The organism is Cupriavidus sp. 22TCCZM04-2 (genome assembly GCF_057798895.1).
Map to the genome: position 1 here is coordinate 16807 of NZ_JBYOJS010000007.1, position 14163 is coordinate 30969.

General features: G+C 65.0%; 13 protein-coding genes. 9 read left to right on the top strand and 4 right to left on the bottom strand.

Translation table 11 applies throughout. The features are described 5' to 3' along the window. Positions 1 to 293: 293 nt before the first annotated feature. From AC3FKG_RS12605 to AC3FKG_RS12625, 5 genes are all read left to right on the top strand, one after another. Positions 294 to 1055, top strand: a complete 762-nt coding sequence (locus AC3FKG_RS12605) for an HpcH/HpaI aldolase family protein (RefSeq protein ID WP_488743239.1) — start codon at positions 294 to 296, stop codon at positions 1053 to 1055. Positions 1056 to 1134: 79 nt separating this feature from the next. Next, on the top strand, positions 1135 to 2478 hold the full coding sequence (locus tag AC3FKG_RS12610) for an MFS transporter (RefSeq protein WP_488743240.1): 1344 nt from the start codon (positions 1135 to 1137) through the stop codon (positions 2476 to 2478). A gap of 155 nt (positions 2479 to 2633) precedes the next feature. After that, positions 2634 to 3437 carry a carbon-nitrogen hydrolase family protein gene (locus AC3FKG_RS12615; RefSeq protein ID WP_488743241.1) on the top strand — a complete coding sequence of 268 codons (804 nt, stop codon included), beginning with the start codon at positions 2634 to 2636 and terminating at the stop codon, positions 3435 to 3437. Between the two features lie 20 nt (positions 3438 to 3457). Beyond that, positions 3458 to 4126 carry an RraA family protein gene (locus tag AC3FKG_RS12620; protein ID WP_483713848.1) on the top strand — a complete coding sequence of 223 codons (669 nt, stop codon included), beginning with the start codon at positions 3458 to 3460 and terminating at the stop codon, positions 4124 to 4126. A gap of 191 nt (positions 4127 to 4317) precedes the next feature. Beyond that, positions 4318 to 5511 (top strand): porin, encoded by a 1194-nt coding sequence (locus AC3FKG_RS12625; RefSeq protein WP_488743242.1) that lies wholly within the window; start codon positions 4318 to 4320, stop codon positions 5509 to 5511. Positions 5512 to 5683: 172 nt separating this feature from the next. Here AC3FKG_RS12625 and AC3FKG_RS12630 read toward each other — a convergent pair whose 3' ends face one another. Continuing rightward, on the bottom strand, positions 5684 to 5869 hold the full coding sequence (locus AC3FKG_RS12630; protein ID WP_483713851.1) for a hypothetical protein: 186 nt from the start codon (positions 5867 to 5869) through the stop codon (positions 5684 to 5686). Between the two features lie 255 nt (positions 5870 to 6124). Between AC3FKG_RS12630 and yedA the strand changes: the two genes are divergently transcribed. Next, complete coding sequence (gene yedA / locus AC3FKG_RS12635; protein WP_488743243.1) at positions 6125 to 7003, top strand: drug/metabolite exporter YedA; 879 nt, start codon at positions 6125 to 6127, stop codon at positions 7001 to 7003. 15 nt (positions 7004 to 7018) lie between these two features. Here the strand turns inward: yedA and AC3FKG_RS12640 are convergent, their stop codons facing one another. The 3 genes from AC3FKG_RS12640 to AC3FKG_RS12650 form a co-directional block, all read right to left on the bottom strand. After that, the gene (locus tag AC3FKG_RS12640; RefSeq protein ID WP_483713854.1) at positions 7019 to 7714 is read right to left on the bottom strand and encodes a GntR family transcriptional regulator; all 696 of its coding nucleotides are present in this window, start codon (positions 7712 to 7714) and stop codon (positions 7019 to 7021) included. A 138-nt stretch (positions 7715 to 7852) separates the two neighbouring features. Further along, positions 7853 to 9475, bottom strand: coding sequence for an OpgD/OpgG family glucan biosynthesis protein (locus tag AC3FKG_RS12645; protein WP_483713855.1), 1623 nt, complete (start codon positions 9473 to 9475; stop codon positions 7853 to 7855). A 107-nt stretch (positions 9476 to 9582) separates the two neighbouring features. Continuing rightward, positions 9583 to 10338: a TerC family protein gene (locus tag AC3FKG_RS12650; protein WP_483713856.1), complete on the bottom strand. Its 756-nt coding sequence runs from the start codon at positions 10336 to 10338 to the stop codon at positions 9583 to 9585. A gap of 185 nt (positions 10339 to 10523) precedes the next feature. Between AC3FKG_RS12650 and AC3FKG_RS12655 the strand changes: the two genes are divergently transcribed. The 3 genes from AC3FKG_RS12655 to frc all read left to right on the top strand — a co-directional run bounded on the left by AC3FKG_RS12655 (position 10524) and on the right by frc (position 14112). After that, positions 10524 to 11501, top strand: coding sequence for a 2-dehydropantoate 2-reductase (locus AC3FKG_RS12655; protein WP_483713857.1), 978 nt, complete (start codon positions 10524 to 10526; stop codon positions 11499 to 11501). Between the two features lie 292 nt (positions 11502 to 11793). Then, on the top strand, positions 11794 to 12513 hold the full coding sequence (locus AC3FKG_RS12660) for a GntR family transcriptional regulator (protein WP_483713858.1): 720 nt from the start codon (positions 11794 to 11796) through the stop codon (positions 12511 to 12513). Between the two features lie 366 nt (positions 12514 to 12879). Next, the gene (frc, locus tag AC3FKG_RS12665) at positions 12880 to 14112 is read left to right on the top strand and encodes a formyl-CoA transferase (protein ID WP_483713859.1); all 1233 of its coding nucleotides are present in this window, start codon (positions 12880 to 12882) and stop codon (positions 14110 to 14112) included. Positions 14113 to 14163: the final 51 nt, after the last annotated feature.

The window sequence follows — 14163 nt, forward strand, 5'->3', positions numbered from 1 at the left end:
TATATCCACGACATGCCTGCACCGAAAAAGGGCTTTATCGGTCATGTCGCTCACATTCGTGTGCTGCGGGAAATTCACGTCGAATCATAGCGCAAAACGCGAAAAGGCCCATGGATCCGGCGAATCCACACGCGGATTCGTCGGGTAAACGCCGATTGCTGGAGCGGATTGCGACCTCTATCTTTGCATACGTCATGTATACACGACGTATGCAATAAGATCTGCGGTCGATGTCACACGCGATATCGATAGGCAGGCCCGTTCACGCGAAGCGATTTTTTCCCGCACAAGATATGAAGACGAAGCTTTCCCCCAACCATCTTGGCCTCTGGTTTTCCGGACCGAACATAGCGACCGCCGAGATCGGCAAGACTATCGGCTATCGCGTGGCGATCCTCGATATCGAACACGGCACCTTCGATCTGGATGCCCTCGACCGCTTCGTGCCGTTCCTGAAAGCGCTTGGCTATGAAGTCTTCGCCAAGGTGCTCGGCCCGACCCGTGAAGCTGTCCAGCAGGCGCTGGACTTTGGCGCGGATGCCGTCGTGATTCCCCACATCTCGGGCGTCGAAGAGGCGCGCCGTGTGTGCGGCTACGCAAAACTGCCGCCGCTGGGCGATCGCAGCCTCGCTGGCGGCAGGACGACCCATTTCGCCTACCCGGCCGATGCCTGGATCGCAGAGCAGGACCGCAACACGAAGTGCTATCCGATGGTCGAGGACGAGCAGGCGCTGGCGGAAGTCGACGCGATCCTCGACCTGCCTTGCGTGGACGGGGTCTTCATCGGACCGACCGACCTCTCTATCCGGCGCGGCCGCGGCATCTACAAGCGGCAAGCAGGCGACTGGGCCGATATCGAGACGATTGTCAGAGCGGCCAAGGCCGCAGGCAAATCCTGGTTGTTCCCGGCATGGAGCCCGGAAGAGCAGGCTTTTGCGATCGAGCACGGCGCGGAACGGGTGTTCATCGCGATGGAGCAGGTTGCGCTGTATCGCGGGCTGAGCGCCATCTGGGCGACGGCTAACGAGACGCTGCAAAACCATTCCGGGCAGTAAGCCGCGTCGCGCTTACGCACTTATCGACTTCCCCTGGGAATCCCCGGATTCCGGGATTCCTGAAACAGGATACGCAAACATGAATTCACCAATCAATCAGCCGGTGGTCAAGACCGTCCAACGCTGGGCGTGGATCCTCACGATGGTCCTCGCGCTGGCGATGGTTGTCTCCGTGATCGACCGGTTTGCGCTGTCGCTGCTGATCGAGCCGATCAAGAAGGCGTACGACATCACCGATTCGCAGATCGGATTGCTGCAGGGCCTGGCCTTCGGCCTGTTCTATGCGGTGCTGGGCCTGCCGTGCGGCTGGCTCGCGGACAAGTGGTCGCGCAAGGGCACCATCGTGGTCGGGCTGCTGGTCTGGAGCGCGGCGACCGCGGCATGCGGACTGACCACGACCTTTGTCGGGCTGCTGGCCTCGCGCATGCTGGTCGGTGCGGGCGAGGCTGCGCTTGCGCCGTCGGCCTACGCCATCATCCACGATCAGTTCCCGCGCACGATGATCAATCGCGCCCTGAGCCTGTTCCAGGTAGGGGCGGTCATTGGCGCGGGCACGGCCTTCTACATCGTGGGTGCGATGTATGACTATCTGAAGGGCATTGGCCCGGTGGTCACACCGTGGTTCGGCACGCTGCAACCGTGGCAGCAGACGTTCGTGGCCGTGGCGCTGCCGGGCCTGGTGCTCACGCCGATTCTCTGGTGGGTGCTGTCGCGCACCGAGAACAAGACGCCGGTGGCCACGAAACGCGGCCATGCGGGCGCCGTCGCACCGCACGTGGGTACGGCCCGCTACATGTGGTCCGACCGGACCTTTATTGCGGCGCTGTTCATCGGCATGTCCGGTCTGCTGACGATGAACTACGCACTGCTGTCCTGGCTGCCGTCCATTTTCGCGCGCGAGTTTGCCTGGACGCCCGGCCAGATCGGCAAGCCTTATGGCCTCATCGTGCTTGTTGCCAGTTCCGTCGGCATGCTGGTCGGCGGCTGGGCGGCTGACCGCATCCAGAGCCGCCAGCCGGAAGTCGGTGTGCTACGCGTGCCCCTGACCGCGGCGGTGATTGGCCTGCCGTTTGCCGCCGCGCTCATGCTCGCCCACACGCCCGTGCTGCTGCTGGGCCTGGCCGCGATCCTGCATGCCCTCTGCACGTGCTCGATCGGTGTCGCTCCCGCCTTGATTCAACTGCGCAGCCCGGCGTCCATCCGCAGCCGCGTCTCGGCGGTCTATGTCCTCGCGGTCAATCTCTGCGGGCTGGCCGTCGGACCGCTGCTGGTGGGCGAGATGACCAAACTCGTTCCGCAAGGCACCGAGGCATTGCGCACTGCCGTCGCCGCCGTGGGCGCCACCGCACTGCTGGTCTCGGTCGTTGTCCTGGCCAGCTACACGCTGGCAGCGCGAGGCCGTACGGCCACTGCGATGTCCTGACAAACGGACGCCATGGTCCCGGCCCCTTCCTGATCCCGCGGCGCGCTTGCGCGCCGCCATCCCGGACTTACCCGAGCCAAAGTCGTCAGGCGCTCTCGCCTGGCGGTGGCTCCCTTTTTTTCCTGATTTCGCTACACCCAAACCGAAACCCAGTCATGAAGATCTCAGTCATCCAGTTGAACGCCGGCAATAGCAAGCCGAAGAACATCAAAAAGGCGCTCGGCCTGATCGAGCGAGCCATGCAAGCCGATTCCCCCGACTTCGTGGTGCTGCCGGAAATGGTGGCCTGCATCAGCGCGTCGCCCAAGGAGATGCGCGACTCCGCCGAAGCGTTTCCTGACGGCGAGGCTTACCGCTCCTTCAGCGAAGCGGCCCGCCAGCACAACATCATTCTCCATATTGGCAGCATGATGGAACGTGCCGGCGACGACGTCTTCAACTGCTCGCTCATGTTCGGCCGCGACGGCAGCCTGCTGGCGAAGTACCGCAAGATCCATCGCTTCGATGTGGTGTTCGCGGATGGCACCGAACTCAAGGAATCGAAGCTGGTCGGACGTGGCGACGAGATCGTCTGCGTGGACGTGGAAGGCGTCAAGATCGGCTTCTCGATCTGCTATGACATGCGCTTCCCCGAGCTTTATCGGGCGCTGGTGGAACGCGACGCCGACATCATCGTAGCGCCGTCGGCCTTCACCTTCGAAACCGGCGCGGCCCACTGGGAAGTGCTGCTGCGCGCGCGCGCCATCGAAACGCAGACCTACTTTGTCGCGCCGGGCCAGGTGGGCACGTTCGGCGAGGGCAAGTACAAGAACTTCGGTCATTCGATGATCATCGACCCGTGGGGGCAGATCGTGGCCCAGGTGTCGAACACCGAAGGCCATGCCTCGGCAGGCTTCGACCGCGACTATCTCACGCAGATCCGCGCGCGCATGCCGCTGCGCCAGCACCGCGTTCTCTGAGCGCCGAGCGGAGCCTACCCATGTTCGACATTCGACCCATGCCGGAGGCGCTGCCTCCGGAGATCCATCGCGCCGCGATGGAAGCCGAGCCCGCCACCATCGGCCACTTCCGGCTGCTGGGCTTTCCCGACGCGGGAATCCGACCGCTCTTTGGACGCATGCGCATTGCCGGCCCTGCCGTGACCCTGGCCTTGCCCGCGGCGGATTCCACGCTGCTGCATCACGCCGTGGGCATGTTGCGGCCGGGTGACGTCCTGGTCATCGACCGGCTCGGTGACAACCGGCACGCCTGCCTGGGCGGAGGCGTTGCCTATGCCATCGCCAAGGCCGGTGTCGCTGCCGTGATCGTTGACGGTCCCTGCGCGGACCCCGCGGAAATCCGCGACCTGTCGCTGCCGGTCTGGGCACGCGGCTTCAGCAGCATCACGACGCGCCTTCAGGGCATCGGCGGCGCCATGAACGTGCCCGTGAGCTGTGGCGGCGCGGTCGTGTCGCCGGGGGACCTGGTGATCGCCGACGAGGGCGGCATTGTGTTCATGCCGCGCGCGCAGGCACTGGCCCAATGCGAGCAGGCGATGAAGCTCCAGCGCATGGAGCAGCAGGGGCTGCCCCTGATCACGGCGGAACGGCCGCTTGGCGAGCTGACCGGCGCGAGCGCGCTGGTGCGCGCCAAGCTCGTGGCCGGCTAGCACGGGGGAGGGCGCGGCGGCTTGCCCGTTTCGCGCCTTCCACGATTCACGACGAAACCGGGCATCACCCCAACGCCCGCGCGGCACGCGTCCCGGGCGCGGACACGCGCGTCTGTTGCCCGTGACGTGCATGCGGGCCAGACGCCGGATGCGGCGGGCCGAATAAAACCACAAAGAGGAAATCCGAAATCATGAGTTCAAGCCTGAAAAGGACCTGCATCACCGTGGCCTGCGGCGCAGCCCTTGCCGGATCGGCGTTGTTCAGCACGCCGGCGCTCGCGCAAAGCAACGTCATCCTGTACGGCGTACTGGATGCCCCGATCGAATATGTGAGCAAGATGGGCAGCAGCGCGCCGACGCTCAACAACGGCCAGGTCACCTACCAGCAAGGCGGGAGCCGGTTTGCCATGGGATCAATCGGCGGACTCGCCGGCCCGCGCTGGGGCCTGCGCGGGACCGAAGACCTGGGCGGCGGCAAGCGGGCCATCTTCGTGCTGGAGAGTGGTTTCGGGGTGGATACCGGCATGTCGGGCAACGGCGGACGCCTGTTCGGACGACAGGCCTACGTCGGCCTGCAATCCGACGCCGGCCAGGTCATGCTCGGCCGGCAGTACACGCCGCTGTTCGAAACCATGGCCAACTTCGCGCCGCTGCGTTATGCAAGCCTTTACGAGCCAGTGGGGGCCCTGACGGGCCTGGACAACCGCTCGGACAACACGGTCAAGTATTCCGGCTCCTTCGGCGGCCTGACCGCCATGGCCCACTATTCCTTTGGCACGGGTGTCGGGCTGACCGGCATGACGCCGCTGGCCGGCGCCGGTGCCGGCGAAGTGCCCGGCCACGGCCGCGACAACACCGGCTTTGGTGCCGGGGTTTCCTATTTCTCGAATGGGTTTGGCGCCGCACTGGCCTATGACGAATGGCATCCGGCCATTGCCGCAGGCAGCGCGGGCAAGCAGCGCAAGCTCGCTGGCGCACTGCGCTACAACGTCGGCAACGCCAGCGTGATGGGCGGCTATCGCTGGGGCTCCACGCAGTTCGCCGACGGTTCGACGCTGTCGCGCGACGATTTCTGGTGGGCGGGCGCGAACTATCAGCTGACATCGGCACTCGGCCTCCAGCTGGGCTATTACTACTGGAACCTGAAATCGGTGCGACTGGTGCAGACGGCCGCGGCCACTACCCCGGCCAGCCCGTGGGAAGTGGCGTTCGTTGCCGACTACGCGTTCTCGAAGCGGACCGACGTCTACCTGACGACCGCGTACGCGCGCAACGCGGGGCTGAATTTCGATACGTCGAATACCGGCTTTGCCACCGGCTACTTCCCCACCCCGGGGCAGCGCAGCATGGTGGGCGTGGCGGTTGGCATTCGTCAGATTTTCTGAGGATTGGCCATCCTCGATGCCGGCGGGACCGCCTGGCATCGAGGGCAAGCCGCGCATCACCATAGGGAGGGTCCCAATGAATGAAAAAGCCGGCGTTGCTACCCCTGCGGGCCGCACTTGCCGGCTTCATTTGGCCTCGCTGACGAGACCGGTACTTCCGGGAGCGCTTGGCTCAACCGTTGGCGTAGCTTACCTTGGCCTTGCGGGCTTGCGTCTGCAGACGGGTCAGCACGGTTTGCACAAAGGCAATGGCGCGCTTCACGTCGTTCGAAATGCCCAGGCCACGGGAGCCCAGTTCGCGCTCGATCAGGTCGCGTTCCAGTTGATCGGTCAGCTTGATATCGGATTGGGTGTTCATGGCGTCCTTCCTTACAGGGATTACCCTCATGGGGTTTTCCCTGATTGTAGCAAAGGAATTGTCGCGTTGCAGCATTACGTAAAAGTACGTATGCGAGAAAAGCAACGTGTGATGTGAAAGCTCTCCGGCATGTGGCGCTTTGGCTTAACGGCTGTTTTATGAGACAGACTCACAACCCTTGCCAGACCTTTTCGTTTGGCGCCAGCGTGGCGTCAGGCTATCTTTCAAGCCTTCTTCGCGGTTCTTCCGGACACCATGCCCCCGCTCGTCCTGTGCTGCCTGCTGATCACCTACGTGGTCTGGGGCACGACCTATCTTGCGATCCGCTTCACGCTGGAGAGCTTTCCGCCGTTTCTGATGACCGCCTCGCGCTTCCTGTGCGCGGGCCTTTTGCTGACCGCATGGCTGGCATGGCGGCGTACGCCGATGCCCGCCTGGCGCCAACTTCGTAACTGTGCGCTGCCGGCGATCTTCCTGCTGGTGGGCGGCATGGGCCTGACCGCCGTTGCCGAACAGACGATTTCATCCGGGGCCACCACCGTCATGATCGGGTCGATGCCCATCTTCGGACTGTTCTGGAGCGCGTGCTTCGGAACGCGGCCGCGCTGGTATGAGGGGCTGGCGATTGTCATCGGCAGCGCTGGCATCCTCGTCCTGACCGGGGGCGCGGAATTCCGCGTCAGTGCCACGGGCGTGGTGGCGCTGCTGCTGGCCGTGGCCAGCTGGTCGTTCGGCTCGCAGGTAGCGCGCCGGCTGGAACTGCCGGAAGGGGCGGCCGCCTTCGCCGCGGAGATGCTGATCGGCGGGGTAATCCTGATGACCCTGTCGGTGCTGAGGCAGGAGCCCTGGCCGGCGTCGGTCAGCGCGCAGGCGTGGTGGGCCTGGGGCTATCTGGTGGTGATGGGCTCGCTGGTGGCGTTTTCCGCCTACATGTACCTGGTCACGAACGTGAGCCAGACGCTGGCGACCAGCTATGTCTACGTCAATCCGCCCGTGGCACTGGCCGTCGGTGCCTGGCTGGGCGGGGAACAGATTGCCCCGCAGACGTTCGGTGCAATCGCGCTGATCCTGTCTGCGCTGGCTGTGCTGGGTGTCGGCAGCCTGCGCGCCTCCCGTGCCGAAGCGGCGGCCTGAGCCGCGCCGATCCGGTCAGAGCGAGGACGATTGCTCTTCGATCCAGAGTGACAGGCGTACCTTGTACGCCTGCTGGATATGGCGGCGCGTGATCTGCTCGGCGAGCGCGGGGTCGCGCTTTTCCAAGGCTTCGACCAGCGCCAGGTGTTCTTCGTAGGAAACGCGGGCCCGTCCCGGCACCGCGAGCGTGGTGCGGCCAAGCAGCGCCATCGATTCGTGCAGCGAGCGCAGCGTCTTGAGCAGGTAGCGGTTGTGCGCGCAGCGATGCAGGGTTTCGTGGAACAGCCGGTTGTTGCCGGCCAGGCGGTCGGGGTCGTCGGCCATCGACAGGTCGCGCTCGACAATATCGCGCAGCAGCGAGATCTCGACGTCCGTGGCGTGGCGGGCGGCCAGCGCGGCGGCGGTGCCTTCCAGCACTTCGCGCATGACATAGAGCTCGCTGACCATGCTGGCGTCGAGCTGCGTGACCATCATGCCGCGATTGGGCTCGTTGACGACCAGACCTTCGGATTCCAGCCGCGACAGCGCTTCGCGTACCGGCGTGCGCGAGAGGCCCAGCGATTCGGCCAGTTCCACCTCGCGCAGGCGCGTACCCGGGGACAGCTGTCCGGCCTGGATGGCCGCACGCAATTGCTGGTAGGCGCGCTCGGAACGCGGCAGCGACGAAGCCTGGCCGGCATCGGCGCCGCCGGAAAATTCGGTGGAGATCATGTGAAGCTGGCTGATGGACCCGTGTAAGCGGTCATCATACCCGCTCGCAAGCCGCTGACATCACTGCGACGCAATAGTGTGCACCGCGGGCGGGGCCTTGCTTGCCGCCTTCCGCGCGACCGCCGTCGCGAAGGCGAGTCAGGCACCGTAACCCGTCGGCGACTGGAACGGGTGGTACTGATATAGCCAGGTTTCGGACAGGGGCTTGCCGCCGAGCCGCAGGAACAGCCGCAGGTCGACCGGCTCCTTGCCGTCGGCCGCCAGGTCGAACTGCGCACGCCAGTGGCCCGCCACGCCATTCGGCACCGCTTCCGTGAAGACATAGGAGAACTTGCCGCGCGATGCGCTCAGTACCGCTTCCGGCTTGACGCCGAACGGCAGCTTTTCCAGCGGGGCGCCCCTGAACTCCACCATGAACTTGCGCACGCCCTGCGGGCGCGGCTGCCCGGGCTGGCCGCCGTTGCCCATGCGCGTGGCCACGCAGCGCGCGAGCGGGCTCGGGAAGGGTTCGTCGGCGAGCCAGTGCAGGCGGTAGCGCAGGCGGTAGGTATTGCCGGCGCGCGCCGCAGCCTTGGGCACCCACATGGCCACGATGTTGTCGTGGATCTCGTCGTCGGTGCGCAGTTCGACCAGCTGCACCGCCCCGGCGCCCCAGCCGTCGCGCGGCTCGACCCACAGGCTGGGCCGGCGTTCGTAGTTGACGCCGTCCTGGTAGTGATCGAACTGGCGGTCGCGCTGCAGCAGGCCGAAGCCGCGCGGGTTGTCGTCGGCGAACGCCGAAGCCATGGTCTGCGGCGGGTTGTTGAGCGGGCGCCAGATGTGCTCGCCGGCGCCGTTCCAGAGCGCCAGGCCGTCCGAATCATGGACTTCGGGGCGCCAGTCGACCGCGGTGCCTTTCATGGTCTCGGAGAACCAGTACATCGAGGTGAGCGGTGCCAGGCCGAGACGCGCCACGTCCTTGCGCAGGAACAGCGCGCATTCCACGTCCATCACCACGGCCTTGCCGCGCTGCATGACGAAGCGGTAGGCGCCAGCGATGCTCGGTCCGTCGAGCAAGGCGTAGACCGTCACGGTGTCGCCCTTGCCTTCGGGCGTCTCGAAATAGAAATGGGTGAAGTTCGGGAATTCCTCGGCCTTGCCCGCCTCGGCCACGTCGATGGCGATGCCGCGCGCGGACAGGCCGTACTGGTACAGCTCGCCGATCGCCCGGAAATACGACGCGCCCAGGAAGGCGACCCAGTCGTTCTTTTTCCAGTCCCTCGCTTTCTGGTCGCCCAGGCGGCTTTCCTGGAAGCGGAAGCCGGCAAAGCCGCTGCCGCGCGGCAGCTTGTGCGCGGGGCTGTCGGCGGGCATGTCGAAGTAGCTTTCTTCGTAGACGATTTCGCGCGCATTGCCCTTGCCCTCGCGGCCGCGGTCGATCACATGCATGCGGACCGGCGTGCGGAAGTAGGTGCCCAGGTGGAAGAACGTCACCGGGAACTGGCCGGGGCCGTCGGCGAACAGCGCATTCTCCGGACGGAAGCGGATCTTGCCGTGGGCGTCGTAGTCGATCCGGTCGAGCACCTCGGGCGGCGGGGCGGGCGGCGCCGCGTAGGGCTTGCCGGCCAGCGCGCGGGCCTGGTCGATGAGGGCGTCGAAGCTGAACGGGCGAGGGTCGCCCAGCTTGATCCCGCTGGCGGCCAACGCCGACGGAGTGATGCCCAGTGCGGCCAGGGCAGCGGAAGCGGTGGCGGAAACCAGCAGGGTGCGGCGATTCATCATGTGGCGTCAGCGTCCTTTTTTCATCTTGCGTCAGTGCAGAACTGTAAGAGACGCCCCGGTCCGGCGAAAGTTCGGACACCGACTGTTACAGCGAGAGGGCGACCCAGTCACTCGCCGGCGCGGACCCTGCGCTGCGCCCGCCGTTTCCGCGAGATCATGTTCAGCCCCTCCACGGCGGCCGAGAACGCCATCGCTGTATAGATATAACCCTTGGGCACATGGGTGCCGAGGCCTTCGGCGATCAGCGTCATGCCGATCATTATCAGGAACGCCAGCGCCAGCATCACGATGGTCGGATTGCGGTTGATGAAGTTCGCCAGCGGCGTGGCGGCGAATAACATCGCCGTGACGGCGGCGATTACCGCGATGAACATGATCTCGACGTGTTCGGTCATGCCGACGGCGGTGATGATGCTGTCGATCGAGAACACCAGGTCCAGCACCAGGATCTGCCCGATGGCGCTGGCGAAGCTCTGGGTCGCGCTGGCCTTGCCGGTGTCGTCGCCGCCCTCGGGCTCGCCCGCGACGTGATGGTGGATTTCACGCGTGGCCTTCCAGACGAGAAACGCGCCGCCGGCGATCAGGATCAGGCCGCGCCAGGAAATGCCGCGCCCCAGCACGGTGAAGATCGGCTCGGTCAGCGTAACGATCACGGCAATCGTCGCCAGCAGTGCCAGGCGCAGGATCAGCGCCAGGCCAATGCCAACGCGCCGCGCCTTCTCCCGCATGGCTTCCGGCAGCTTGTTGGTGAGGATGGAGATGAAGATCAGGTTGTCGATGCCCAGCACGATCTCCATCGCAACCAGCGTGGCCAGCGCAGCCCAGGCGGCGGGATCCTGCAGCAATGCGAGGGACGATTCCATGTGAGCTCCGATCGAGTGTAGGAGGGCCCTTGCCGCTGGCCCGCAAGCGCAGTGTCGCCGACATGGTAGCAAGCGCTTGTGGCGGCGGAAATCCGGAAGTTGAAGATTAAGGTTGTCGTCTGCCTTTGTGGAATATAGTATGTGATATATCAATGAATACTATCGAGCCATCAAGGAGACAGGCAATGAAAGTGTGCATCTATGGGGCAGGGGCCATCGGTGGCTATGTCGGCGCTCAGCTGGCGCGCGCCGGGGCGGAAGTCAGTTTCGTTGCGCGCGGCCCGCACCTGGCCGCCATGCAGGCCAACGGCGTGCGCCTGCTGATTGACGGCGAGGAGCGGGTGGCCAAGGTGAACTGCACCAGCGACCCGCGCGAACTCGGGCCTCAGGATTATGTGTTCATCACCCTCAAGGCGCATTCGGTGCCCGGCGTGGTGGATCTGATCCAGCCGCTGCTGGGCCCGCAGACGGCGATCGTCACCGGCGTCAATGGCATTCCGTACTGGTACTTCTACAAGCATGGCGGCAAGCTCGCCGGCTCGACGCTGGAAAGCGTGGACCCCGGCGGCCGGCAATGGCGCGGTTTCGGACCCGAACGCGCGATCGGCTGCGTGGTCTATCCCGCCGCTGAAATCATCGAGCCCGGCGTGATCAAGCACGTGTATGGCAAGAAATTTCCGCTGGGCGAGCCGGACGGCAGCCAGTCCGAGCGCGTGACGCGACTCAGCCAGATGATGATGGCCGCCGACCTGGATGCCCCGGTGCGCGACAACATTCGCGACGAGATCTGGCTCAAGCTGTGGGGCAACCTGTGCTTCAACCCGATCAGCGCGCTGACCCATGCGACGCTCGACGTGATCACCGCGAATCCCGCCACGCGTGCGCTGTCCCGCCAGATGATGCTGGAGGCCCAGAGCATTGCCGAGTCCTTTGGCGTGAAGTTCCGCGTCGACGTGGAACGGCGCATCAACGGCGCGGGCGCCGTGGGGGCGCACAAGACGTCGATGCTGCAGGACCTGGAAGCGGGCCGGGCGATGGAAATCGATCCGCTGCTTACGGTGGTGCAGGAGATGGGCCGGCTGGTCGAACATCCCACGCCGATGTGCGACGCCGTTCTCGGCTTGATCAAACAGCGCGACGAGATGGCGCGACTGGCGGCCTGATCGGGCCACCACGTCGACGCCGCCCGGTCCATGCCTTGCACGGTCCGGGCGGCGCTTTCCGTCGTGCCATCGGCGAAGAAAGTCACGTTTTCTTGGCTTCGCCGTCGGGAAGGGATGGTCATTGTGATATACCATATACGACAAACCGGGCACCGCGCGGACGCCGCCATCGAACCCCATCGGGGGTTTGATGCGATTCGGGAATGACTCCAGGCGATTTTGCTAAGCTGTGCAGGAATGCGGCGGGCTGCCATTGTGGCTGCCGCGCCACCGGTCTCACACGAGCTTATTCATGTCTGCGCAAAGCCAACCGATTGTCCAGCCGCCCGCACTGGCCCTGTCCGTGCAACCCATCAACGCCGGCGCCAGCCTGCGCGACCAGGCCTACGCCATGCTGCGCCAGGCCATTGCCGACGCGGATATCTATCAGTCGCGCGATGAGATCCGGCTGGACGAGCGGGTACTGAGCGAGGCCATGGGCGTGAGCCGCACGCCGATTCGCGAGGCCATGACGCTGCTCGAGCAGGAAGGCTTCCTGCGCACCGTGCCCCGGCGCGGCATCTACATCATGCGCAAGACCAAGCGCGAGATCGTCGAGATGATCCAGATGTGGGCGGCGCTGGAAAGCATGGCTGCGCGTCTTGCCACGCTGAATGCCACCGACGCCGAGATCGCCCAGTTGCGGCGCATGTTCGACAGCTTCCGCGATTCAACGCCGGCCGAGCATATCGAAGAGTACTCGGACGCCAATATTGTGTTCCACCAGGCGATCGTGCAGCTGTCGAAGTCGCAGATCATCATGGACACGATCCGCAATATCTTTATCCATGTGCGGGCCATCCGGAAAATGACCATCTCGCAGAGCGACCGGGCCGCGCGCTCGATCGTCGATCACCTGCGCATCATCGAGGCACTGGAGAAGCGCGATACCGAGCTGGCCGAGCGGCTGGTGCGGCAGCACTCGCTGGACCTGGCCGACTACGTCGAGAAGCACTGCGATTTCCTGGACTGAGCCTGCGCAAGAGGGGCGGAAAGCGGCACCTGAACGGCGGACATTGTCCGCCGTTTTCGCATTCCGGCTTCGCCGTTCGCGCCGCATCGTGGTATGTGATATATCAGTGTATTCGGCGCAACATCTGCGCAATGATCGATCGCTTTCTGCGCCCCGATCCCTGCTAGCGCCTGCGAGCTCAGGCCTGACAAGGTCTAGCGCCGGAGCGAAGGCACCCCCGGCACGGGCTTTTGATGCACTGCAGCGACGAAATTTCGCTAACTGACAGGAAAACTACTTGCCGTCTTCTGATATATCACATACCGTATGTCATCAAGACGGTCGAAATGACTGGCACAAGTTAAACAAAGCAGAGGAGACATCGCCATGGAACGAAAAGCACTGGAGGGCATCCGGATCCTGGACATGACGCACGTCCAGGCCGGCCCATCGGCCACGCAGCTGATGGCGTGGATGGGGGCCGACGTGATCAAGGTGGAAATGCCGGGCCGGGGTGACATCACGCGCAGCCAGCTGCGCGACGTGCCGAACGCCGACAGCCTGTACTTCACCATGCTCAACAGCAACAAGCGCAGCCTGACGCTGAACATGAAGACGGCTGAAGGCAAGGCGTTGCTCGAAGACCTGGTCCAGCGCAGCGACGTGCTGATCGAGAATTTCGGTCCCGGCGTGCTGGCGCGCGCGGGCTTCGACTGGGACCACCTGCAGGACCTGAACCCGCGCCTGATCTATGCGTCGATCAAGGGCTTCGGCCCCGGTCCGTACCAGGACTGCAAGGCGTATGAGAACGTGGCGCAATGCATGGGCGGTTCGGCCTCTACCACCGGCGACGCCGCCGGCGTGCCGACGGTCACCGGCGCCCAGATCGGCGATTCGGGCACCGGCGTGCACTGCGTGGTCGGCATCCTGGCCGCGCTGCTGCAGCGCGAGCACTCCGGGCGCGGCCAGCGCGTGGAAGTCGCCATGCAGGACGCCGTGCTGAACCTGTGCCGCGTGAAGCTGCGCGACCAGCAACGGCTCGATGCCGGCCCGCTGCGCGAGTACCCCAACGAACAGTTCGACGATCACGTGCCGCGCGCGGGCAATGCATCGGGCGGTGGCCAGCCGGGCGCCGCGCTGCGCTGCTCGCCGGGTGGCCCCAACGACTACGTCTACGTCATCATCCAGCCGCAGGGCTGGGAGCCGCTGATGCGCCTGTGCGGCCGCGAGGACCTGATCACCGACCCGGAGTTCGCCTCGCCGGAAGTCCGCCTGAAGAAGCTGGGGCAGTGCTTCGGCATCATCGAGCAGTGGACCTCCGGCCTGACCAAGTTCGAAGTGATGAATGCGCTCAACGAGGTCGATGTGCCGTGCGGCCCGATCCTGTCGATGAAGGACCTGATCGAGGACCGGTCGATGTACGAGCGCGGCTACCTGGTGGAGCTTGAGCACCCGACGCGCGGCAAGTACGTGCAGCTGGGCTCGCCGATCGCGCTGTCCGACTCGCCGGTGAAGGTGGAGCGCGCGCCGCTGCTGGGCGAGCACACCGAGGAAATCCTGGAGTGGCTGGGCCGCACGCCGGCCCAGATCGCTGCGATGAAGCTGGCCGGCGCCGTCTGAGCGCCCGACAGTCCCTCTCTCCCTCTGTTTCCCACACCGAGCGGGCATGCC